We start from the raw sequence: 21887 nt of genomic DNA on the forward strand, positions 1-21887 counted from the left end.
ATGGCGATCCCGTCCCACGAGCCGATGACCTGGTAATGCCGAGGAAATCTAGGGGACCGTTCGCATTCTCGGAACCCCTGTCCGTATCACGGATCTGTTCCTGTTCGGGTTCACAGCCAGCCCTCCTTCACCGCGCGGACCCCCGCCTCGAAGCGGCTGCGGGCGCCGAGCCGGGACATCAGCTCCGAACTCATCCGGCGCACGGTGCGCAGCGAGACCCCGAGCCGTCGGGCCGCGATGTCGTCGGTGCAGCCGATGCCGAGCAGCATCAGCAACTCCCGCTCCTGCGGCGAGAGGTCGTGCTCGTCGCGGCGCGGGGCCTCGCCGAAGGGGGTGCCGGCCTCCCAGATGCGGTCGAAGAGGACCACCAGGGCGTGCACCAGGCCGGGGCTGCGCACCTCCAGGGCGCCGGCCCGGCCGTCCTGCGGGTCGAGCGGGACGAGCGCGGCCTCCCGGTCCACGACCACCATGAGCATCGGCACCACGGGCACGGTGCGGGCCTCGCCGCCGAGGCCGCAGTACCAGCGCACGTACTCGACGGTCGGCGGGTCGTTGCGGAAGCTGTCCTGGTAGATCGAGCGGATCCGCACCCCGCGCTCCAGGGCGAGCTGGTCCAGCGGCTTGCTGGCGTCCATGGTGTCGGGCAGCTGCGCGCCGCCCGGCAGCAGCGACAGGCACTCGGTGCGGGCGCCGGCGGCCAGGTCCTCCAGGCGCTCGCGCACCGCGTCGAGCCCGCTGATCCGGTCGACGGGGTCGCGGTGGGCGGTGTGCGCGGCGTGCCCGGGACGCTCGGCGTAGCCGGCGAGGATGCCGGCGACGGCGCGCCCCGCCTGCTCCACCTGGCGTCTGCGCCGGCCGAGTTCGGCCTCGGCGCGGGACAGCAGGAAGGAGAAGCCGACGTCGGGGGAGTAGGGCTCCACCTCGCCGGAGGACTCGTCCATGAGGACGAGCTTGAGGTCCGCCAGGCACAGCAGCGCCTCGCGGACCTCGCTCTCGCTGCGGCCCAGTTGGGCCGCCATCTCCGCCACCCCGTACTCGGGCCGTTCCAGGAGCAGACGGTAGACGTGCTCCGTCGACTCCTTGATGCCGAGTGCCTCCAGCATTCCGATCTCCCCCTTGTCACGGCGGTCGTCGATGCTAGAGGGGTGCACCCTTCTAGGTCTAGACCAATCGGGGTGAACTCCGAGGGGTGAGACGGTGATCCGGTTCCGGTACGGGCAGGGCCCGGGCCGCCGCCGCGCCGAGCAGGGTCGTGAGGGCGAACCCCGAGGCCAACAGGGCGAGTTCGACCTGAGGGCCGATGCCGGTCGCGAGGACCGCGAGGGCGGCCGCGGCCGCCGCGGGGAGGGCGGGCCGTTCCAGGGTGACGCAGAAGGCGCAGGCGCCCACCACCAGCGGCACCCAGCCCGTCACCGCGCCCGTGGCCGCCGGGCCGTACTGCCACAGCAGCACCGGGACGCCCGCCGCCGCGCCCGCCGCGAGCAGGGCGGCGAGCAGGGAGCGGGCGGCGCGCGGGGCGCCCTCCCGGCGGGCCAGGACCGCGAAGGCGGCCAGCGCCGCCGCCGGCACCGCGTACGGCAGCAGCCGGTAGTCGCCCGCGACCAGGTCCCGGTCCACCACGCCCGAGCCGCCGACCCGTGCGCCCGTCCCGGCGAGCGCCGCCCGCACCGCCTCGACCGTCCGGGCGCCGCCGGCCGTCATCGGCTCCTCCTGCGGCACCACCACCACGAGCGCCGTGCCGTCCCGCCGCCACCCGGGCCCGTCCGGGGCCACCGCGAACCGCACGCCCGGCACCGCCCCGGCCGCCCGCACGGCCGCGTCCGCCGCGCCCGCCGAGCCCGAAGGGACCAGGACCTCCAGGGGGTTGAGCACCCCCGGCGCCACCCCGGCCGCCGCGAGCCGGTCGAGCCCCGCGCGGGCCGGACCCGCCGCCACCAGGGCGCGCGCCTCCGGGTTGCCGACCCGGAGGAAGGACGCCGCGCCCGCGCAGAGCACCAGGAGCACGAGGGCGACGCGCGGCAGGGCCCGGGACGCGGACGGGCGCCGGCCGGCCCGCCGGGGCGCGCGCTCGGCCCGCGGCAGCAGCGGGTCCAGCCACCGGGCCACCGCGAGCCCGGTCAGGCACACGGCCGCGCCCGCGATCCCGGCCGAGCGCAGGAACGTCCCCGGGAACAGGGCCAGCACGCCGCACGCCGCCGCCCCCGCCGCGCCGAAGGCGCGGGCCGAGCGGGCCGCGGCTCCGGGCGGGAGCGCCCGCCGGTGCACCGCGAGCACCAGGGACGCCACCGGCACCAGGTAGACCACCACGAAGCTCACCGGTGTCACCGAGGCCACCGCCTCCGTCACGAGCAGCGCGCCCACCGCGGTCGTCGCCGCGAGCAGCAGCGGGACGAGCACCCCGAGCGGCGAGCGGAAGGTCACGACGAGGAGGACCAGGAGGCCCAGCGCACAGGCCGCCCGCGCGGCCAGGGCGAGCGGACCGGGCCCGCCGGCCGCGCTGTCCGCCGTCAGCGGCAGCACGCCCGTCACCTCCGCCCCGGCCGCCCGCAGCGCCCGCGCCGTCTCCTCGATCGCGGCCAGCCCCGCCAGGTCCGCCCGCCCGGCGCCCGGGTACACCAGCGTGTACGTCAGGCCCCGCTCGGTCCGGGTCAGCGTCCGCGCCCCCGGACCGGCCGCCCGGGCCACCGCGCCCGGGTCCTCCGGCGGCGCCACGGCCACCAGCGGCGGGACCGCCGCCCCGTTCCCGTACCGCTCGTGGACCTCCTGGTTGGCCCGGTGCCCGGGCCCGCCGACCGTCGTGAACGACTGGTCGAACCGCCCGAGCCCCGCCACCGCGAGAGCCCCGCCGACCGCCAGCAGGAACAGCCACCCGGCGAGCGGCCACCCCGGTCCACCGGGCCTTCCGAGCCGCCTGGGCCGTCTCTTCCGGATCCTGCCGGGCTCTCGACTCCCCCAGAGCTCCGCCCGGGTGGTGCCCCCGGCGAAGCCTGGGGGAGTGCCCCCACCACATCGCTTCCGCCCCCTCGGCCCGGCGGCCGGGGAGGTGCCGCCACCTCCGCCTTGCGATCCTTCCCCTGGGCCCTGGCGGGCCTGGGGAGGCTCCAGCCCTGTGCTCTGGCGGGCCTGGGGAGGCTCCAGCCCTGTGCTCTGGCGGGTCTGGGGAGGCCCCGACCCTGGGCCTTGGTGGGTCTGGGGAGGCCCCGACCCTGGGCCTTGGTGGGTCTGGGGAGGCTCCGCCCTTGGGCCTTGGTGGGTCTGGGGAGGCTCCGCCCTTGGGCCTTGGCGGGTCTGGGGAGGCCCCGCCCCTGGGCCTTGGCGGGTCTGGGGAGGCTCCGCCCTTGGGCCTTGGTGGGTCTGGGGAGGCCCCGACCCTGGGCCTTGGCGGGTCTGGGGAGACCCCGTGCACCGGACGCCGCTCTCCCCCGTAGCCCTTCGGGCACGGGAGGTGCCCCCTGATCCGGCCTGATCCGAAAGAAACGACCTAGTCGGCATCGTCGAGTCGCTTCCGCAGCTCCTCGTCGAGCGTCAGCCCCACCGCGCCCAGCGCCTCGTCGAGCTGGGCCGGCGAGCTCGCGCCGATCACCGGGAGGACCGGGAGCCGGCCGCCCATGGCCCAGGCGAGGACCACCTGGTTCGCCGTCGCACCCGTCTCCGCCGCGACCTCCGCGAGCACCTTCAGGCGCCGCTCCGAGCCCGCGTGCCGGTACTGCTCCGGCACCTCCTTGGTGGGGTCGGTGTAGGCGCCGGTCAGCTGGGTGGTGTACGCCGTGAAGGTCAGCTCCGGGCGGGTGGCCAGATAGTCGAGCAGCTCCTCGGAGGCGTGCGGGTTCACCCCGAAGTCGGCGCCGGGGCGCGGCCGCAGATAGGTGAACCGCTGCTGCACCGCCGCGTAGTCCGGCACCCCGGCGGCCCGCGCCGCGCCCCGGGACTCCTCGATCCGCCAGGCCGCGAAGTTGGAGCAGCCGGCCCGGCCGATCTTCCCGGCCGCCACCAGCTCGCCGAAGGCGCCCATGGTCTCGGCGACCGGGGTCGCCCGGTCGTCGATGTGCGCGTAGTACAGGTCGATCCGGTCCGTGCCGAGGTTGCGCAGGCTCTCCTCCACCTGGCGGCGGATCACCGGCGCCGACAGGCCCTCCGCGCACTCCGGCCACGCCGAGCCCGGCGGGTCCGGAAGCGCGCCCACCTTGGTGGCGAGCACCATCTCGTCCCGCACGCCCCGGCTGCGCAGCCAGCGCCCGATGACCCGTTCGCTCTCCGCGCCGGTGGCCCCCGGCTCCCAGAAGGCATAGGTGTTGGCGGTGTCGAGGAAGGTGCCGCCGGCCTCGTGGAAGCGGTCGAGCACCGCGAAGGCGGTGGCCTCGTCGATCCGGGTGCCGAAGGGCAGGGTGCCCAGGCACAGCGTGCTCACGCGCGGCCCGTCGGGGCCGCCCAGCGTGGTGTGCTCCATCAGTCGATTCCCTTCTCGGGGTGGACGAGGGTGAGTTCCTGGACCAGGTGGTCCGACAGGCCCCGCGCCTCGCGGAAGCGGTAGCCGCCGACCCGGGCGCCGCCGCCGGTGAACGTCCAGTCGATCCGCCACAGCCGCAGCCGCGCCCGGGCGTTCCAGCTGGCCGGCAGGACCGAGCGGCAGGCGCCGATCGCGTCGCGCAGGGTGCCCGGCATCCGGCGGATGTCGCCGATCGCCGCGCTGGTGTTGAAGTCCCCGGTGACCAGCACCGGATGCGGGTTGTCCCGGAGGTCGGCGACGAGCGCCGCGTACTCCGCGTCCCGGGCCCGGGCCCGCCGCCGCATGTCCCGGAAGAAGGCCGGCCGCAGCGGGTTCATGACGGTCAGCTGCACCGGGATGTGCACGTTGTACGTGGAGAGCACCCCGCCGGGGGTGCGCAGGTCCGCCCGGAGCGAGCAGGCGCCCACCGGCACCGGCGGCCCGGCGAGCGGGAACCGGGACAGCGTCACCGCGTTGTTGCCGATCGCCCGGTGGTGGCCAGGGAACGCGGCCCGCAGCCGCTCCTCGTCGTCGATGTCCCAGACCTCGCCGCCCTCGAAGCCGTTCAGGTACTCCTGGAGCACGTACACGTCCGCGTCGAGCCCGCGCAGGAAGGCGTAGAAGCGGTCCGGGTCGCCGTCCTGGTTCCAGTGCTGGGTGTTCCAGGACACCAGCCGCGGGCCCTCCCGGCCCGGGGCCTCGGCTCGCCGCCGGCGCAGCAGCGCCCGCGCGTTGATCCCGTTCTGCGGCCAGGCCACCAGCAGACAGCCGGCCGCGAGCGCGGCGGCGCCCCACGCCCGTCCGGCCAGGGCAGCGGCCAGCAGCGCCAGCGGGACGGCGGCCAGCGCGACCGGCGGCAGCAGCGAGACCGCGAGCCAGGGCCACCAGCGCCCGTTGAGCGCGAGGTGCAGGGCGAGGAAGCCCGCCCAGCCGAGGGAGCACAGGAGGACCACGTCAGTCACTCCCCGGCAGCCCGACCCACAGCTCCTGCGGGGCGTGGTCGGACAGCTTCTCCGGATCGCCGAAGGCGTAGCGCTCGGCCCGCGCCCCGTTCCCGGTGAACGCCCAGTCGGTGCGCCAGAAGGGCTTCCAGCCGCCCTCCTCCCAGCTCGTGGGGTACGGGTCGGTGCTCACCTCCGCCGCGTCGGCCAGGCGCTCCCGCAGCGGGTCCAGGTCCGCCATGGCGGCCGTCGCGTTGAAGTCGCCGGCCACCACCACCGGGTTGCGGTTGGCGGCCACGTCGGCCGCCAGGCCCGCGTACTGGGCCCGGCGCGGGGCGAAGCGCTCCCGCATGTGCCGGTAGAAGGCGGGCGAGAGCAGCCCGTCCGGCATGCTGTTCCACACCGGCATGTGCACGTTGTAGAACGACACCACCCGGCCCCTGACCCGCACGTCCGTGCGCAGCACCTTGGTCTCGCGGTACTCGGTCGCCCAGTCGGCGCCCGCCGGGACCGCGCGGGCCGGGCCGACCGGCGGCCTGCCCACCACGGGGAAGCGGGACAGCGTCACCAGCTCGCCGCGCACCACCACCTCGTACCCGGGGAACTCCCGGCGCAGCCGCGCCAGGTCGTCGATCGGGAGCTTCCCCTTCCGGTCGGCGGTGACGTGCTGGTACTCGTGCAGCAGGTACACGTCCGCCCGCTTGGCCTTGAGGAAGGCGTAGAAGTGGTCCTGGGTGCCGAGCAACTGGTTCCACGAGTTGGTGTTCCAGGCGAAGACCCGGACCGCGTCCGCGCCCGGCCGCGGCTCCGCGCGCCAGGGCGCCACCGGGTCGATGCCCGACTGCCCGAGGCCGAGGAGCAGGGCGAGGCCCGCCGCGCCGAGCGTCCGCCACCGGGCGGCGCCCCGGGCCAGCGGCGCCAGGGCCGCGAGCAGCAGCGGGACCAGGGCGAAGGCGGCGGGCGGCACGATCCCGACCAGGTTCCCCAGCCAGAACCGCCCGTCGGCCGCCCACTCGACCAGCAGCAGCACCAGCCAGGCCGCCGCCGCGCCCGCCACCAGGCGGTTCCGGCGCCGCCCCCGGGGCCGTACGACCGGGGCCGGGGCGGCCTCGTCCCGTACGGCCTGCGGCGCGAGGGTGTCAGCCACGGCCCGCACCCGCCGGGGAGGGCACCGCGTCCGGGCGCGGCTGGGGGTCGTACAGGTGCCGGAAGCGCGCCGAGCACAGCCACTGCACCCCGGCGACCGCGATGGCCGCGAACACGGTGAGGTTCACCAGGAAGTTGACGGCCACGAAGTAGCCGAGGAAGAGCCGGCCCCGGTGCCGCCGCACCTCCCGGTACATGTCCAGGTCGCCGAGCACGCCCAGGACGAACAGCGCGAGCGGAAGCAGCGCCCACGGCCAGCCCCACAGCGGCGGCGCGGCGAGCGCGGCGACCGCGAGCGGGGCGGCCAGGCTGGCGCCGGCCCGGGGTCCGGTGACGAAGCCGCCCTGGAGGTGGCGGCGGCCCAGGATGAGCGGCACGGCGAGCCGAGCGCGGGCGAAGACCTTGTCGAGGACGATCCTCAGGGTGTCGTCGTGGTCGTGCCGCCCCCGCACCTCCAGGGAGCTCAGCACGGTGTACCGCTCGGAGATGCGGCGCCCGTAGTCCTGGTCCTCGGTGTGCCGCAGGATCGGGTTGAAGGGGCCGACCTCCTCGAAGACCCGCCGGCGCATGGCCAGGATCGCGGTGTGGACCGTGGTGATCACCCCCTCCGACCGCAGCAGCAGGTGGTACTGCTGGAGCGAGCGGTACTCCTCGATCAGGCTGTCCCGGATCAGCGGCTCGGGCTCGTAGGTGCCGCAGATCGCGCCGTACTCCTCGCCGTCGCCGAGCAGCCGGACCGCGTTCGCCACGGCGTCCGGGTGCATGGCGACGTCGGAGTCGAGGAAGACCAGGATCTCGCCCGAGGTGACCTCGGCGCCGAGGTTGCGGGCCACCGCGACCCCGCTGTTGACGCCGGTGGACACCACGCGGGCCCCGGCCTCGGCCGCGATCCGCGCGGAGTCGTCGGTGGAGCAGTCGTCGACCACGACGACCTCGATGTTCGGATAGCTCTGGCCGAGCGCGGCCTCGACGCACAGGCCGATCGAGCGCCCGTAGTTGTAGTTGGGGACGATGACGGAGACCAGGGGGAGGGAGGACATGGGCGGGTGCTCCTAGAAGAGGACCTTGGCGAGGGACAGGGCCCCCTGCCGCCAGGGTTCGACGCTGGTGACGCCCTCGCTCCGGCGCGCCGGACGGGCGGTGGTCTGCCGGGCGCGCGCGGCCTGCTCCGCGCGCCACCAGGCGAAGGTGCGCAGGATCGCGTCCCGGTTGGAGTGCCGGGGCCGGAAGCCGAGCGCCTCGCGGGCCTTGTCGGTGGCGACGAAGCTGTCGTCGAGCAGCTTGTGCAGCAGCCGCCCGTAGACCGGGGAGAGCCCGGAGCGCTGGAGCAGGCTGAGCGCGGCGAGGGCCGGCCGGGCGGGCAGCGAGCGCACCTTCCCGCCGTGGCCCGCCGCGTCCAGGACGGCCTGGAAGTCCTCGCGGAGCGTGCCGAACTCGGTCGCCCCCAGGTTGAAGGTGTCGTCGGCCCGCTCGGCCGGCGCCTCCATGGCGGTGACGACCGCGTCCACCAGGTCGGCCACGTCGAACATCTGGATGCGCACGTCGCCGCGGCCGAGGACCGGGAAGTTCCGGCCCTCCTCGGCCCACTCGAAGAGCATCGCGAACAGGCCCATCCGGCCCGGCCCGAGGAAGGTCTTGGGCCGCAGGATCGGCAGGCACATCTCCCGGCCCCGGAAGCGCTCGGCGACCTCCTCGGCCTCGGCCTTGGCCGCGCTGTACGTGTCGACCGGCTCGCGCGGGTGGTCCTCCGGGGTCGGCACGGTCTTCGGCAGCCCGTACACGGCGGTCGAGGAGATGTGCACGACCCGCGGCACCGCGTTCGCCTCGGCCGCGCCGAGCACCGTCTCCGTGCCGCCGACGATCACCGACCGTATGGTCTCGGCCGGATAGCTGGGCAGGGCGGCGGCGCAGTGCACCACCACGTCCGCGTCCGCCGTCACCCGCTTCATCACGGGCGCGTCCCGTACGTCCGAGACGGTGTGGACCAGCTGCTCGTGCGTGGTGCGCGGGGCCCGCAGGTCCACGCAGTGCACGTGGTGCCCGTCGGCGAGCAGCCGGTCGATCAAGGTCGCGCCGAGCATGCCGGCGCCGCCGGTGACCACGACTCGGTTTCCTTCGGGGCGGGTTACCACAGCGAGGACACCTTCTCCTTGACGAAACGGGTGAGCAGTCGGGGCAGGCCCTGGGCGAGGGTCCGGTCGAGGGCGTCGAGGAAGAACTCGACCTCGTGCTCCTCGGCGACCAGGGAGGGTGCGACCATCAGCGGGTTGTCGCCGTTGAGCGTGTAGTACGTGTAGACGCCGTGGTCCCGGTAGAGCGCGTTGACCACCGACGAGGTGACGAGCTTGGTGCGGAAGCGCGGGTCCTTCGTCATCGCGCCCGGCACCAGCTTGGTGACCAGCTCCAGGAGCCTGGGGCCCTTGTGCAGGAAGACGCCGTGCAGCGCGCCGTGCCCGCGGACCTCGGCCACCACGTCCGGGTGCTCCTTGGCGATCCGCTCCAGACCGGGGGCGAGGATCCGCTCGATGGCCCGGGCGCGGGCCGGATAGTCGTCCTCCACGGCCACGTTGACCGCCTCGATCGCGGTGACCGCCTCCTCGCCGAAGCCGTAGTAGGTGGTCGAGGTCGACTGGAGCAGCGCGTCCGTGAGGTTGTCGTAGGCCTTGCGGAAGACCGGTTCGCGGGCCACGAAGGCGGAGATGGACGACTTGCCGCCGCCGAAGGACTTCGAGGTGGTGAGGACGTCGGGGACCAGGCCCTCGTAGCGCATGAAGTGGAAGAGGGTGCCGGTCTTGCCCCAGCCGGTGTAGATCTCGTCGAAGAGCAGCACGATGTCCTCGGCCGTGCACAGCTCCCGCAGCCCGCGCAGGAACTCCTCCGAGCACTCGTTCATGGTGGACGCCGACAGCGGCTCGATGAGGATCGCGTACACGTCCGACTCGCCCTTGGCGGTGCGCAGTTCGGCCACCAGCTGCCGTACGGAGTCCAGGTCGCCGTAGCGGAAGACGCCCACGCCCGGGATGCCGGGGAACTGGAAGGTCGACTGGTTCTGCCCGGTCAGCGCGCCCGAGCCGAGCAGCTTGCCGTGGAAGGAGATGTCGGCCCGCAGCACCCGGGAGCGCCGGCCGCCGTGGTACTTGTACGCCAGCTTGACCGCGCCCTCGACCGCCTCCGCCCCGGAGTTGGGGAAGAAGGACATGTTCAGGTCGCCGGGAAGGAGCTGCGCGAGGTTGTGCCCGAGCGCGGCCACGTACGGCGAGAAGTAGGTCTTGTGGACCTCCATGCTCCGGCGCTCCTGGAAGCGCTGCCGGGCGGCGAGGATCCGCGGGTGGTTGTGGCCGTGGTTGAGGACGCCGACGCCGCCGGTGAAGTCGAGCACCCGCCGGCCGTCGCGCTGGGTGATCCAGACGCCCTCGGCGCTGGCGACGAGCTCCTGGCCGAAGCCGAAGGAGGTCATCAGGGAGACCTGGGACTTGTTGACGTGGTCCTTGTAGAGGTCGTGGACCTGGCGGGTGGTCAGCGACTCGCAGTCGTCGACGGTGTAGAGCTGTCCGGACACGGGGTTCCTTCGGGTCGGTGGGGAGCGGGGGAGGAGGGCAGGGGCGTGCGGGGCACGGGATCCCGGGGCAGGGGTCTTCGGGGCACGGGTCTTCGGGGCAGGGTGAGGAGCAGGGCGGTGCCGCCGACCAGGACCTCGCTGAGCGTGCAGACCACCCGGCTGGCCACCGCGACGGCGGTCGCCTGCGGCCAGGGCAGGACCGCGGTCAGCGAGAGCAGCAGCAGGGCCTCGCGGGCGCCCCAGCCGTCCGGCAGGACGACCACGAGGCTCGCGGCGGCGGTGGCCAGGGCGAAGCCGCCCACGCAGACCGGCAGCGCGGTCAGCGGCGGGGCGCCGAGCATCACGGCGAGCGCCCACAGGTGCAGCCCGGACACCGCCCAGGAGGCGGTGGCGGCGGCCAGCGCCCGGCGCACGCCCCGGGCGCTCGCGCGGGCCTCGGGCGCCGGCCGGCGGGCGAGCCGGGCGGCGGCAGCGGCGAGCCGGTTCAGCAGCCGCGGTCTCGCCACGAGGACGAGGGTCAGCGCGCCGGGCAGCACCAGCCACCAGGCCCCCGTGCCGAGCGTCCAGGGCGCGGCGAGCGGGCCGACCGCCAGGCCGGTGAGGACGGCGACGAGCAGGTTGAGCAGGAAGACGGCGAGCACGACCGGCGCGGGCACTCCGGCGGCGCCGGCCATCCGCAGCTGGGCGAGCACGCCCCAGACGGCGCCCGGCACGTACTTGCCGAGGTAGGAGGTGAAGTAGATCCGGGTGGTGGTGCGGCCGGGCAGCCGCGGCCCGAGGTCGGCGAGCAGGCTGCGCCAGGTGGCCATGGTGAACAGGACGGCGACGGCGTTGGCGGCGAGGGCGAGCAGCAGGTACGGCACGGAGCCGGGCCGCAGTACGAGCGCGGCGAGTTCACCGGCCCGCTCGTAGAGCGCGAGGCCGATGCCGGTGGCGACGGCGAGCGGGAACAGGATCCGCAGCAGCCGCCGGATCCGCACGGCGCCGGGGCGGGCGACGGTGGCCGTGGCCATCAGCCGAGCCGGCCGAGCAGCCAGGCGGCGGCCAGCAGGGCCGCCCACAGCAGCGCGTTGGTGACCGTGGTGCGGTCGGCGAACAGCGCCCGGGTGGGGTTGCCGCCGCCCGCGTCGACCACGACCAGCTGGAGGTAGCGGGCCAGGCCGAAGAGCGCGCAGGGCGCGGTGAGCACGGCGACCAGCGGCCCGTGCGGGCCGAAGACCGCGCTGGACTGCACGTGCAGCACGTAACTGACCGCCGCGAGCACCGCGGTGAGGCCGAGCAGCTGGTCGAGGAAGCCGACCGTGTAGCCGCGCAGCGCGGGCCGGTGCAGCACTCCGCCGACGGCCATCTCGTGCCGCCGCTTGCCGAGCACGAGCAGCAGGCAGAGGGTGAACACGCCGAGCGCGAGCCAGCTGGGCACCGGGTTGCCGGAGGCCAGACAGCCCTGGGCGAGCCGCAGCACGAAGCCGAGCGCCACGACGAACACGTCGAGCAGCGGCACGTGCTTGAGCCCCTTGCTGTACGCGGCGTTCAGGGCCACGTACGCGGCGACCGGCCACCAGTCGGCGGGCGCGGCGACGCCGGTGGTGACGGTCGCTCCGACGGTCGCCGCGAGCAGCAGCGCGAGGGCGGCGGCGAAGGCCACGGCGGCGCCGACGCCGATCCGGCCGGCGGCGATCGGACGGTGCCGCTTCTCCGGGTGGCGCCGGTCGCGGTCCCGGTCGCCGAGGTCGTTGACCAGGTAGACCAGCGCGGACGCCAGGGTGAAGACGACGAGCGCGGCGAGCGCGCCGGCCAGGGCGGGGCCGTCGAGCCGGGGCGCGCCGAGCAGCCCGAGCGGGACGACGACCAGGTTCTTGGTCCACTGCCCGGGGCGGACCAGGGCGGTGAGGTCGGCGAGCAGGCCGGGTGGCCGGGGCGAGGGCGGCCGGGCCGTGGGGCGGGTCTGCCGGCCGGTGAGCGTGGGCGTAGCCATGTGCGGACTCCTGGGGCGGATCAGACGGAACGGGCGGATCGGACCGGCGGGCGCTCAGACGGACGTGCCGGCGGCCGGGGGGTTGGCGGGGGCGGGCGGGGCGGCGCGGCGGCGGACGCTCGGCCCGAAGTCCGGTTCGGTCAGCCAGCGGACGAGGCCGCGGGCGGCGCCGAGCACGATCGCCTGGTGGAGCAGGAAGTGGACCGCGGTGAAGTACAGGAGGAAGCCCGGGCCGCGCCGGCGCAGCGCGAACCGGCTGAGCCCCGGGTCGGCGCAGGCGAAGAGCAGCACGAGGGCGGCCGGCACGAGCAGCAGCCAGGGGGAGAGCAGCCCGAGCAGCAGGGCGGGGCCGGTGAGCGCGGCGGCGAGCACCCCGAGCGGCCGGTTGGCGGTGAGCCCGCCCGCGCGCATCTGGCCGAGCGCCGCGACGAGCAGCTGGGAGCGCCGGTACTGCTCCGAGAGCATCGCGCCGAGCCGGTCCACGTCGTCGTGCCGGCCGCGGATCGCCTCCGTCATGACGATCCGGTGGGAGCGGATCAGCCGGCCGCTGTACTCGACGTCCTCGGAGTCGCGCAGGTTCTCGTCGAAGGGGCCGACCCGCTCGAAGACCTCCTTGCGAAGGGCGCCGAGCGCGAAGAACGCGGTGCGCACCTCGCCGGCGGCCCGGCGGCGCCAGAAGTGCGCGTGCAGGGCGTGGTAGCGCTCGACCGGCCCGTCGTCGAAGAGCGGCTCGGGGTCCAGGACGCCGTGCACACAGCCGAGTCCGGGGTCGGCCTCCAGCAGGTCGACGGCGTTGGCCAGCGCCTCGGGGTGCAGCGCGGTGTCGGAGTCGAGGAAGAACAGGATCTCGCCGCGGGCGGCGGCGGCCCCGAGGTTCCGGGCGGCGGACACCCCGCGGTTGCGCGGGTTGGCGATCAGCACGACCCCGAACTCCCGGGCGATGTCCCGGGACCGGTCGGTGCTGGCGTCGTCGACCACGATGACGTCGAGCGGGGCGTGGGTCTGGGCGAAGACCGAGGCGAGGCAGGCGCGCAGGGTCTTCTCGTAGTTGTAGTTGGGGATGATGACGGAGACGCTGGGACGGGCCCTGGGCATGGTCGTTCCTCGAAGGGTGCGGGGCGGGGGCTTCACAGGAGCCGGAAGTCCGCGATGCGGTGGTTGCGGAGTTCGGGCGAGTGTCCGAGGAGGCGCCGGCAGAGCTGCAGCGCGTGGCCGACGGCCTCGATCTCGTCGGGTGCCCGGACGTACAGGGCGAGCCGGACCGACCGGTCGAGGACCAGCGCCCGGGCGGACTCGAAGCGGTCCTGCGGCCGGGCGACGCGGTGCAGCGTCTCGACGAGTCGGGTCGCGGACGGGAGGGGTGGGGGGGCGTCGTCCGGGGCGGGTTCGTCGTCCGGTGCCCTCATCGCGATGCCGATGAGGTAGATGGCCGATCAGCCCCAGGAGAATCCGTCGCCGCTGTCACCGGGCTGCGCGGGGGCGGTGACGGGGGCCGGTGCCACGGTGTCCCCGGCGGTGACCGCGGCCGGCGCCGGACCCGTCCCCGCGGCGCCGAGCACGAGGGCGAACGCCGCGGCGGCGGGGACGAGAAGGGTGAACGGGGCGAAACGGGCGAGCGTGCGCATGGCGGAGCAGCCTTCCGGGTGAGTGGGGATCAGGGCCGTGGCGGGTCCGGCCCGGTGCCGCTCCCGGTGTCCCCGGGGCGGCCTCGACGGGTCCAAGACTGGCCCGCCCCAGGGCCCGTGTCACCGGAGAACGGCTGGCGCCAAGCCGCCTGGTCACTTGGGGACAGCGCCCCGTGCGGGCCCCGGCACACCGCTGACCAGGCGCTTCCGGGCCGGCGTCACGTTGCTGCCAGGCGGAAGCTGCCGGGCGGCGCGCCCGGCCGCGGGGCGCCCGCGCGGGTGCTCCGCCCGCCCCGTACGAGAAGGCGGGGGAGGGAGAGACCGGGAGGGGGAGACGCCGAACGGCCGCACCCCGTGGTGGGGGTGCGGCCGTTCCGGGGGCCTGGTGTCGCGCGCGGTCAGCCGTTGGGGCGCTGGAGGCGGGCGACGAACTTGTAGCGGTCGCCGCGGTAGACCGAGCGCACCCATTCGACCGGTTCGCCGTTGGCGTCCAGCGAGTGGCGGGAGAGCATCAGCATCGGCAGGCCCACGTCCGTGCCGAGCAGGCCGGCCTCGCGCGGGGTGGCCAGCGAGGTCTCGATGGTCTCCTCGGCCTCGGCGAGGTGTACGTCGTACACCTCGGCCAGTGCGGTGTAGAGCGAGGTGTACTTCACCAGCGAACGCCGCAGCGCGGGGAAGCGCTTGGCGGACAGGTGGGTGGTCTCGATGGCCATCGGCTCGCCGCTGGCCAGCCGCAGGCGCTCGATGCGCAGCACCCGGCCGCCGGTGGTGATGTCGAGCAGCCCGGCCAGGGTGTCGTCGGCCGTCACGTATCCGATGTCGAGCAGCTGCGAGGTGGGCTCCAGGCCCTGCGCCCGCATGTCCTCGGTGTACGAGGTGAGCTGGAGGGCCTGGGAGACCTTGGGCTTGGCCACGAAGGTGCCCTTGCCCTGGATCCGCTCCAGGCGCCCCTCGACGACCAGCTCCTGCAGGGCCTGGCGGACCGTCGTGCGCGAGGTGTCGAACTCCGCGGCGAGGGTCCGCTCGGGCGGCACCGGGGTGCCGGGCGGAAGGGTCTCCGTCATGTCCAGCAAGTGCCGCTTGAGGCGGTAGTACTTGGGCACGCGCGCGGTACGGGTGGCGACCCCGCTGTCTGTCTCGGTGTTACCCGCGTCCGTGGCCATGGCCTGCCTCTCCGACTCCTGTGCTGCTGCCGTCACCGGCTCCTCCGTCTGTCGCGGCTCACATGGTGGCACGGACCGGTCACGGGTCGTCGCCCTCCCTCAGGTGTCGGTCCGATAACGGACGCGACTGCCCTTCTTATACACCCTTGACACCCCTAAAGGTCTAGGCCAAGCTCCGGGTACTGGTCTAAACCATTAAAGACCAGGTCCCAGCCCCACAGCATCACTCGACGTATGTCTCCGCGCGGTGGGAGGGGGGAGCAGGCATCCCTGAGGAGGGTGGCGTGAAGCGCAAGCTCATCGCGGCGATCGGTGTCGCGGGCATGATGGTCAGCATTGCCGCGTGTGGTTCCGACAGCGGCGACAAGGGTGACAAGGGCAAGGCCGGGGGCGGCGACAAGACGATCACCGTCTGGGTCATGGACGGTTCCGCGCCCGACGCCTGGATGGCCGAGGTGAACAAGGCCTTCGAGGCCAAGCACCCGGGCGTCAAGGTCAAGGTCGAGAAGCAGCAGTGGAACGGCATCCAGGAGAAGGTCACCACGGCCCTCTCCGAGGACACCCCGCCGGACGTGCTGGAGCTCGGCAACACCCAGACCGCCGGCTACGCGGTCACCGGCGGCCTCGCCGACCTCTCCGGCGACAAGGCCAAGCTCGGCTACGACGGCTGGAACAAGGGCATGCTCGCCTCCGCCGAGGTCGACGGCAAGCTCTACTCCGCCCCCTGGTACGCCGCCAACCGCGTGGTCGTCTACGACAAGGCCGCCTTCAAGAAGGCCGGCGTCACCCCGCCGAAGACCCGCGCCGAGTGGATCGACGGCCTGAAGAAGCTCAAGGCCTCCGACCCGAAGTCCCAGGCCATCTACCTGCCGGGCCAGAGCTGGTACGTGCTCGCCGGCTTCATCTGGGACGAGGGCAGCGACCTCGCCGTCAAGGACGGCGACAAGTGGAAGGGCAACCTGTCCTCCCCCGAGGCCGTCAGTGCCATGAACTTCTACAAGGAGCTGGCGTCCTACTCCACCGCTCCGAAGGACAAGGACGAGGCGACCCCGCAGCAGTCCACCGACGTCATCCCCAAGGGCGGCGTGGCGTCCTGGATCGGCCTCGGCTGGGAGGCCGGCGGCGCGATCGACGCCATGAAGAAGGCCGGCAAGACCGCCGACTTCGGCTACTTCCCGATCCCGGGCAAGACCGCCGACAAGCCGGGCTCCGTCTTCTTCGGCGGCTCCAACCTCGCCGTGGCCGAGCGGTCCCAGAACAAGGACCTCGCCAAGGAGTGGCTGGCCCTGGCCGCCGGCAAGGAGTACATGACCAAGTACGCCGCCGCCACCGAGGGCGCCCTGCTCCCGAACAACGACGCCGCGCAGTTCAAGCCGGCCGCCGGCTCCTTCGCCGAGGCCATGGCGCTGGCCGCGCCCGTCGGCAAGATCACCCCGGTGACCCCGGGCTGGGCGAACGTCGAGACCGCCCCGAACCCGATCAAGGACTACATGACCAAGGTCCTGAAGGGCGAGGACGCCAAGGCCGCCGGCGAGGCCGCCGACAAGGTCATCGCCGAGCGCATCAACCAGCAGTGATCCCCGCCCGGCGGTGCGGTCCGGCGACCCGGACCGCACCGCCGGTGCTCCGCAGTTTGCGAGCGGCCCGCTCCCCCGGGCCGCGTCCCGGTGGGCCGGGAGCCCCAGAACCGCGAGGAAGAAGATCATGACCGTGGACTCCCCGGGGACGGCGACCGCCGGCCCCCAGGACGCGCCCGGGAGGGCGGCAGGGACGTCACCGACCCCGCCGGCCGCGACCGGCCCCAAGGAAGTTCCTCAGCGCGCGCGGGGGAAACGCTCCCTGCCCGGCGGGCTGCTGCCGTACCTGCTCGTCGCCCCGGCCCTGCTGTCGATGGCGGCGCTGCTGCTCTATCCGCTCGTCCGCAACGTGATGCTCTCCTTCCAGCAGCTCGGCCGGAAGGAATTCATCACCCGCGAGACGGTGTGGGTCGGCTTCGACAACTACACCGCACTCCTCGGTGACTCCGAGTTCTGGACCGTCGTCGTCCGCTCGGTCGTCTTCACCGCCGCCAACGTGCTGCTGATCATGGCCATCGGCACCGGCATCGGCCTGCTCCTCAACCGCCTCGGCAAGAAGATGCGGCTGGTGCTCTCGCTCGCCCTGGTCTTCGCCTGGGCCATGCCGATCGTCGCCTCCGTCACCGTCTTCCAGTGGCTCTTCGACGAGCAGTTCGGCGTCATGAACTGGGTCATGCGCACGCTCGGCTTCTCCGGCTACGAGCAGCACAACTGGCTGGAGACCGGCTTCTCGACCCTGGTCGTCTCGCTGCTCCTGCTGGTCTGGGGCTCCGTCCCCTTCGTCGCCCTCAACATGTACGCCGGCCTGACCACCATCGGCACCGAGCTGTACGAGGCCGCCAAGATGGACGGCGCCAACGGCTGGCGCACCTTCTGGGCCGTGGTCTTCCCGAACCTCAAGCCCTTCTTCCTGGTCACGACCTTCCTGGAGATCATCTGGATCTTCAAGGCGTTCACCCAGGTCTACGCGCTGAACAAGGGCGGCCCCGACCGCGCCTCCGAGACCCTGCCGGTCTTCGCCTACGTCGAGGGGCAGGGCCAGTTCCACTACGGCGTCGCCGCGGCCATCTCCGTCCTGACGATCGTGATGCTCGTCGCGATCATGTCCTTCTACTTCCGCCTGATCCTGAAGCAGGAGGAGCAGCTGTGAGCACCACCACCCCGGCCGCGCCGGCCGCCCAGGCCCCGCCGGCACCGTCGGCCCCGAAGAAGTACCGCCACCGCAAGCGGCTCACCGTCGGCGCCGTCGTCAAGAACCTCTCCGCGCTCGTCATCGCGGTCGTGTTCGTCTTCCCGGTCTACTGGATGGTCTCGTCCTCGCTGAAGCCGCAGCACGAGATCATGACCAAGGACCCGATCTTCCTCTTCACGCCGACCCTCGACAACTACTCGACGGCCTCCGGCGTGGACCTCTTCTGGACCTACGTCACCAACAGCCTGCTCGTCACCGTCGGCGCGGTCCTGCTCGCCCTGCTCGTGGCCCTGCTCGCGAGCTTCGCGCTGGCCCGGATGAAGTTCCGCGGCCGCAAGGGCATCGTGCTCGTCGTGATGATGGCCCAGATGGCCCCCTGGGAGGTCATGGTCATCGCGATGTACATGATCTCGCGCGAGAACGACCTGCTGAACAGCATCCCGGTCCTCACGCTCATCTACTTCGTGATGGTCCTGCCCTTCACCATCTGGACCCTGCGCGGCTTCATCGCCGCCGTCCCGGTCGAGCTGGAGGAGGCCGCCCAGATCGACGGCTGCACCCGCGGCCAGGCCTTCCGCAAGGTCATCTTCCCGCTGCTCGCCCCCGGCCTGATGTCGACCTCGATCTTCGGCTTCATCACCGCCTGGAACGAGTTCGCCATGATCCTCATGCTCAACAAGGACAAGGAGTCGCAGACCCTGACGCTCTGGCTGACCCAGTTCCAGACCGCGTTCGGCAACGACTGGGGCGCCACCATGGCCGCCTCGACCCTCTTCGCGCTCCCCGTCCTGATCGTCTTCCTCTTCCTCCAGCGCAAGGCCGTCGGCGGCATGACCGCCGGCGCGGTGAAGGGATAACGGCGCCCCATGACCACGCTCGCAACCGGCTCGGACACCCTGACCCGGGACGCGCTCACCGTCCTCCAGCCGGGCTTCGTCGGCACCACCGCCCCCGACTGGCTGCTCCGCCGGATCGGCGAGGGACTGTCCTCGGTCGGTCTCTTCGGCCGGAACGTCGTCGCCCCCGACCAGCTCGCGGCGCTCACCGCCCGGCTGCGCGCCGAGCGCGAGGACGTCCTGGTCGCCATCGACGAGGAGGGCGGCGACGTCACCCGCCTGGAGGTCCGGGAGGGCTCCTCCTTCCCCGGCAACTACGCCCTCGGCAGCGTCGACGACGTCGAGCTCACCCGGGCCGTGGCCCGCGAGCTCGGCCGCCGGCTCGCCGAGTGCGGGATCGACCTGAACTGGGCGCCGTCCGCCGACGTCAACTCCAACGCCGACAACCCGGTCATCGGGGTGCGCTCCTTCGGCGCCGACCCCGAGCTGGTCGCCCGGCACACCGTGGCCTATGTCGACGGCCTCCAGGCCGTGGGCGTCGCCGCCTGCACCAAGCACTTCCCGGGGCACGGCGACACCAACGTCGACTCGCACCACGCGCTGCCCCGCATCGATGTGGACCTCGCCACACTGCACGCCCGTGAGCTGGTACCTTTCCGCGCGGCCGTCGCCGCGGGTACCAAAGCCGTCATGAGCGCGCATATCCTGCTGTCCGCGCTCGACCCCGAGCGGCCGGCCACCCTGAGCCCGCAGATCCTCACCGGACTGCTGCGCCGGGAGCTGGGCTTCGAGGGGCTGATCGTCACGGACGGGATGGAGATGCAGGCCATCGCGTCGACGTACGGCATCGAGCGCGGATCCGTCCTCGCGATCGCTGCGGGCGCCGACGCCATCTGCGTCGGCGGCGGGCTGGCCGACGAGGACACCGTACTGCGGCTGCGCGACGCGCTGGTGACGGCGGTACGGACCGGTGAACTGCCCGAGGAGCGGCTGGCCGACGCCGCGGCGCGCGTGCGCGCCCTGGCGGCCTGGACCCAGGCGTACCGGGCCAGGGGGGCTGTATCGGGGCCGGGCGCGGCGTCACAGGAGGGGACCGCGCCCGGCACCGAGGTCGGACTCGTCGCGGCCCGCCGGGCCCTGCGGGTGACCGAGGGGGAGCGGCCCTTCACCCCGCTGACCGAGCCGCCCTACGTGGCCTCCTTCACCCCGGTCGCGAACTTCGCGGTCGGTGACGAGACCCCCTGGGGCCTCGCCGCCGAGCTGGAGCGCCTGCTGCCGGGCACCACGACCGGTTCGTACGGGGTCGAGGCCTCGGCCGACGCCGTGCTTGCCGCCGCCGGGAAGCGGCGCGTGGTCGCCGTGGTCCGCGACGCCCACCGGCACCCGTGGATGGCCGGCGCCCTGGACGCCCTGCTCGCGGCCCGCCCCGACACCGTGGTGGTGGAGATGGGCCTCGACGAGTCCTCCCCGCGCGGCGCCCTCCACGTCGCCACCCACGGCGCCGCCCGCGTCTGCGGCCGCGCCGCCGCGGAGCTCATCGCCGGCCGCTAGGACCGGCCCGCACGAACGAAGGGGCCCGGCACCTGATCCAGGTGCCGGGCCCCTGGGGCGTGGACGTGGTTCAGATGCCCTGCCAGGAGGGCTTGTTCGCGTAGGTGTGGCGGAAGTAGTCCGCGAGCTTCAGCTTGGAGGCGGCGGCCTCGTCCACGACCACGGTCGCGTGCGGGTGCAGCTGGAGCGCGGAGGCCGGCACGAGCGCGGCGACCGGGCCCTCGACGGTCTGCGCCACGGCCTCGGCCTTGCCCTCGCCGGTGGCGAGCAGCACCAGGTGGCGGGCCTCCAGGATGGTGCCGATGCCCTGGGTGATGACGTGGTGCGGCACCTGCTCGATGTCGTTGTCGAAGAAGCGCGCGTTGTCGATCCGGGTCTGCTCGGTGAGCGTCTTGATCCGGGTGCGGGAGGCCAGCGAGGAGCAGGGCTCGTTGAAGCCGATGTGCCCGTCGGTGCCGATGCCGAGGATCTGCAGGTCGACGCCGCCGGCCTCGACGAGCGCCCGGTCGTAGGCCTCGCAGGCCGCCTGGACGTCCTCGGCCGAGCCGTCCGGCCCCATGAAGGAGTCGGGGGAGAGGCCGAGCGGTTCGACGACCTGGCGCAGCACCGTCGCGCGGTACGACTCGGGGTGCCCGGCGGGCAGGCCCACGTACTCGTCCAGCTGGGCGATCCGCGCCCGGGAGACGTCCACCGCGCCGGCCCGGACCTTGGCCGTCAGGGCGTCGTAGATGGGCAGCGGGGTCGAGCCGGTGGCCACGCCGAGCAGCGCGTCGGGCTTGCGGCGCAGGAGGTCGGCGATGCCGTCCGCGATGAGCTCGCCGCCCGCCTTGGCGTCCTTGACGATGACAACTTCCACGCTGTGCCTGCCGATCTGGTGAGGGGCTGGGGAGGAGCCGGTGGTATAGACCAATCTGGCTCCAAATCTAGCAGAGCCGACCCCGTCTCCTCATGTCGTTCCGGCTGTCGGACGCGGCTCTTTCATCGTCGGCCGCACCCGCCCCACCGGCCACTCGTGCCCCCGGCCGCAGACCCCGCCCCGCGCCCGCCGGCGCCCCGGCTCAGGCCAGCGAACCCCCCGTGGCGTCGATCCAGTGGCCCGTCACCCAGCGCCCCTCGTGCGAGACCAGGAAGGCCACCACGTCGGCTATGTCCTCCGGGGCCCCGACCCGTCCCAGCGCCGACAGCGCGGCGGCGTTGTCCCAGGCCTCCGGGCTCTCCCGCAGCCGGGCGGAGGTGTTGTCCGTGTCGACGATCCCGGGCGCCACCGCGTTGACCGTGATCCCGCGCGGGCCGAGCAGCTTCGACAGATTGCGGGTGAAGACGTCGAGGGCGCCCTTGGTCATCGCGTACGCCATCAGCTCCGGCATCACCGCCGCGCGGGAGAGCCCGGTCGACACGTTCACGATCCGGCCGCCGTCCCGGAGCCGCTCCGCCCCCAGTCGCGCCAGGAAGAACGGCGCCTTGGTGTTGACCGCGAACAGGCGGTCGTACTCCTCCTCGCCGATCTCCGCGAAGGAGGTCGAGGCGCCGATCCCCGCGTTGTTCACCAGGATGTCCAGGCCTCCGGACCCGCCCACGGCCGCGTCGAAGGAGGCCCACAGTGCCTCGGCGTCCCCCGGCACCCCCAGCTCCTGCCCGAGCGCGAACGCCTCGCCGCCCGCCGCCTCGATCGCGGAGACCGTCTCCTTGGCCGCCGCCTCGTTCGTCCCGTAGTGCACCGCGACCCGGGCGCCGTCCCGCCCCAGCCGCTCCGCGATGGCCCGTCCGATGCCCCGGCTGCCGCCCGTGACCAGTGCCGTCTTTCCCGCGAGCACGCCCATGAGGACGCCCCCCTCA

20 protein-coding genes and 1 pseudogene are annotated in these 21887 nt (G+C 73.6%); 4 read left to right on the plus strand and 17 right to left on the minus strand.

The annotated features are described in order from the left end of the window. Positions 1-110: 110 nt before the first annotated feature. The 15 genes and pseudogenes from ACIGW2_RS04830 to ACIGW2_RS04900 all read right to left on the minus strand — a co-directional run bounded on the left by ACIGW2_RS04830 (position 111) and on the right by ACIGW2_RS04900 (position 14895). Positions 111-1103 (minus strand): LuxR C-terminal-related transcriptional regulator, encoded by a 993-nt coding sequence (locus tag ACIGW2_RS04830; protein WP_391656204.1) that lies wholly within the window; start codon positions 1101-1103, stop codon positions 111-113. A 58-nt stretch (positions 1104-1161) separates the two neighbouring features. After that, entirely contained in the window at positions 1162-2832 is a 1671-nt protein-coding gene (locus ACIGW2_RS04835) for a hypothetical protein (protein WP_399841085.1), read from the minus strand. 239 nt (positions 2833-3071) lie between these two features. Continuing rightward, positions 3072-3440: pseudogene (locus ACIGW2_RS04840) on the minus strand (hypothetical protein); the annotation flags it as partial. Between the two features lie 41 nt (positions 3441-3481). Beyond that, on the minus strand, positions 3482-4447 hold the full coding sequence (locus ACIGW2_RS04845; protein WP_399841088.1) for an aldo/keto reductase: 966 nt from the start codon (positions 4445-4447) through the stop codon (positions 3482-3484). Continuing rightward, positions 4447-5439, minus strand: coding sequence for an endonuclease/exonuclease/phosphatase family protein (locus tag ACIGW2_RS04850; protein ID WP_391656201.1), 993 nt, complete (start codon positions 5437-5439; stop codon positions 4447-4449). Before ACIGW2_RS04850 ends, ACIGW2_RS04845 begins: the two co-directional genes overlap by 1 nt. Before the next feature lies 1 nt (position 5440). Further along, a complete protein-coding gene (locus ACIGW2_RS04855) occupies positions 5441-6574 on the minus strand; it encodes an endonuclease/exonuclease/phosphatase family protein (RefSeq protein ID WP_399841091.1) in 1134 nt (377 codons plus the stop codon). After that, positions 6567-7613: a glycosyltransferase family 2 protein gene (locus ACIGW2_RS04860; protein WP_391656199.1), complete on the minus strand. Its 1047-nt coding sequence runs from the start codon at positions 7611-7613 to the stop codon at positions 6567-6569. Before ACIGW2_RS04860 ends, ACIGW2_RS04855 begins: the two co-directional genes overlap by 8 nt. 12 nt (positions 7614-7625) lie before the next feature. After that, on the minus strand, positions 7626-8675 hold the full coding sequence (locus ACIGW2_RS04865; RefSeq protein ID WP_399841095.1) for an NAD-dependent epimerase/dehydratase family protein: 1050 nt from the start codon (positions 8673-8675) through the stop codon (positions 7626-7628). A 23-nt stretch (positions 8676-8698) separates the two neighbouring features. After that, positions 8699-10132, minus strand: a complete 1434-nt coding sequence (locus ACIGW2_RS04870) for an aspartate aminotransferase family protein (RefSeq protein WP_399841098.1) — start codon at positions 10130-10132, stop codon at positions 8699-8701. Next, the gene (locus ACIGW2_RS04875) at positions 10090-11145 is read right to left on the minus strand and encodes a lysylphosphatidylglycerol synthase domain-containing protein (protein WP_399841101.1); all 1056 of its coding nucleotides are present in this window, start codon (positions 11143-11145) and stop codon (positions 10090-10092) included. The genes ACIGW2_RS04870 and ACIGW2_RS04875 overlap by 43 nt, the downstream gene beginning before the upstream one ends. Further along, a complete protein-coding gene (locus ACIGW2_RS04880; RefSeq protein WP_391656195.1) occupies positions 11145-12107 on the minus strand; it encodes a UbiA prenyltransferase family protein in 963 nt (320 codons plus the stop codon). The genes ACIGW2_RS04875 and ACIGW2_RS04880 overlap by 1 nt, the downstream gene beginning before the upstream one ends. A 54-nt stretch (positions 12108-12161) precedes the next feature. Then, a complete protein-coding gene (locus ACIGW2_RS04885) occupies positions 12162-13202 on the minus strand; it encodes a glycosyltransferase family 2 protein (protein ID WP_391656194.1) in 1041 nt (346 codons plus the stop codon). 32 nt (positions 13203-13234) lie between these two features. After that, positions 13235-13513 (minus strand): hypothetical protein, encoded by a 279-nt coding sequence (locus tag ACIGW2_RS04890; RefSeq protein WP_399841104.1) that lies wholly within the window; start codon positions 13511-13513, stop codon positions 13235-13237. A 27-nt stretch (positions 13514-13540) separates the two neighbouring features. Continuing rightward, positions 13541-13732 carry a hypothetical protein gene (locus ACIGW2_RS04895; protein ID WP_361579318.1) on the minus strand — a complete coding sequence of 64 codons (192 nt, stop codon included), beginning with the start codon at positions 13730-13732 and terminating at the stop codon, positions 13541-13543. 398 nt (positions 13733-14130) lie between these two features. Continuing rightward, positions 14131-14895, minus strand: a complete 765-nt coding sequence (locus ACIGW2_RS04900) for a GntR family transcriptional regulator (protein WP_356076053.1) — start codon at positions 14893-14895, stop codon at positions 14131-14133. Positions 14896-15179: 284 nt separating this feature from the next. Here ACIGW2_RS04900 and ACIGW2_RS04905 point away from each other — a divergent pair, with 284 nt between their 5' ends. The 4 genes from ACIGW2_RS04905 (at position 15180) to ACIGW2_RS04920 (ending at position 20051) form a co-directional block, all read left to right on the plus strand. Continuing rightward, on the plus strand, positions 15180-16472 hold the full coding sequence (locus tag ACIGW2_RS04905) for an extracellular solute-binding protein (protein WP_391656192.1): 1293 nt from the start codon (positions 15180-15182) through the stop codon (positions 16470-16472). A 127-nt stretch (positions 16473-16599) separates the two neighbouring features. Continuing rightward, positions 16600-17622: a carbohydrate ABC transporter permease gene (locus ACIGW2_RS04910; RefSeq protein ID WP_391656191.1), complete on the plus strand. Its 1023-nt coding sequence runs from the start codon at positions 16600-16602 to the stop codon at positions 17620-17622. Positions 17623-17744: 122 nt separating this feature from the next. Then, complete coding sequence (locus ACIGW2_RS04915) at positions 17745-18521, plus strand: carbohydrate ABC transporter permease (protein WP_399841689.1); 777 nt, start codon at positions 17745-17747, stop codon at positions 18519-18521. A gap of 9 nt (positions 18522-18530) precedes the next feature. Beyond that, positions 18531-20051, plus strand: a complete 1521-nt coding sequence (locus tag ACIGW2_RS04920; protein WP_399841109.1) for a glycoside hydrolase family 3 protein — start codon at positions 18531-18533, stop codon at positions 20049-20051. A gap of 70 nt (positions 20052-20121) precedes the next feature. Here ACIGW2_RS04920 and nagB read toward each other — a convergent pair whose 3' ends face one another. Continuing rightward, positions 20122-20907, minus strand: coding sequence for a glucosamine-6-phosphate deaminase (gene nagB, locus ACIGW2_RS04925; RefSeq protein WP_356069962.1), 786 nt, complete (start codon positions 20905-20907; stop codon positions 20122-20124). 202 nt (positions 20908-21109) lie between these two features. Beyond that, the gene (locus tag ACIGW2_RS04930; protein WP_391656189.1) at positions 21110-21871 is read right to left on the minus strand and encodes an SDR family oxidoreductase; all 762 of its coding nucleotides are present in this window, start codon (positions 21869-21871) and stop codon (positions 21110-21112) included. Positions 21872-21887 lie beyond the last annotated feature (16 nt).

Origin of the sequence: Streptomyces sp. NPDC053541, assembly GCF_044544705.1 — a bacterium.
Classification (GTDB): domain Bacteria; phylum Actinomycetota; class Actinomycetes; order Streptomycetales; family Streptomycetaceae; genus Streptomyces.

Bases quoted from the DNA above. Each gene is read 5' to 3' on its own strand.
- ACIGW2_RS04885 (WP_391656194.1), bottom strand. From the start codon at position 13,202: ATGCCCAGGGCCCGTCCCAGCGTCTCCGTCATCATCCCCAACTACAAC.
- ACIGW2_RS04920 (WP_399841109.1), top strand. From the start codon at position 18,531: ATGACCACGCTCGCAACCGGCTCGGACACCCTGACCCGGGACGCGCTC.
- ACIGW2_RS04860 (WP_391656199.1), bottom strand. From the start codon at position 7,613: ATGTCCTCCCTCCCCCTGGTCTCCGTCATCGTCCCCAACTACAACTAC.
- ACIGW2_RS04895 (WP_361579318.1), bottom strand. From the start codon at position 13,732: ATGCGCACGCTCGCCCGTTTCGCCCCGTTCACCCTTCTCGTCCCCGCC.
- ACIGW2_RS04845 (WP_399841088.1), bottom strand. From the start codon at position 4,447: ATGGAGCACACCACGCTGGGCGGCCCCGACGGGCCGCGCGTGAGCACG.
- ACIGW2_RS04880 (WP_391656195.1), bottom strand. From the start codon at position 12,107: ATGGCTACGCCCACGCTCACCGGCCGGCAGACCCGCCCCACGGCCCGG.
- ACIGW2_RS04910 (WP_391656191.1), top strand. From the start codon at position 16,600: ATGACCGTGGACTCCCCGGGGACGGCGACCGCCGGCCCCCAGGACGCG.
- ACIGW2_RS04875 (WP_399841101.1), bottom strand. From the start codon at position 11,145: ATGGCCACGGCCACCGTCGCCCGCCCCGGCGCCGTGCGGATCCGGCGG.
- ACIGW2_RS04830 (WP_391656204.1), bottom strand. From the start codon at position 1,103: ATGCTGGAGGCACTCGGCATCAAGGAGTCGACGGAGCACGTCTACCGT.
- ACIGW2_RS04900 (WP_356076053.1), bottom strand. From the start codon at position 14,895: ATGGCCACGGACGCGGGTAACACCGAGACAGACAGCGGGGTCGCCACC.
- ACIGW2_RS04890 (WP_399841104.1), bottom strand. From the start codon at position 13,513: ATGAGGGCACCGGACGACGAACCCGCCCCGGACGACGCCCCCCCACCC.
- ACIGW2_RS04930 (WP_391656189.1), bottom strand. From the start codon at position 21,871: ATGGGCGTGCTCGCGGGAAAGACGGCACTGGTCACGGGCGGCAGCCGG.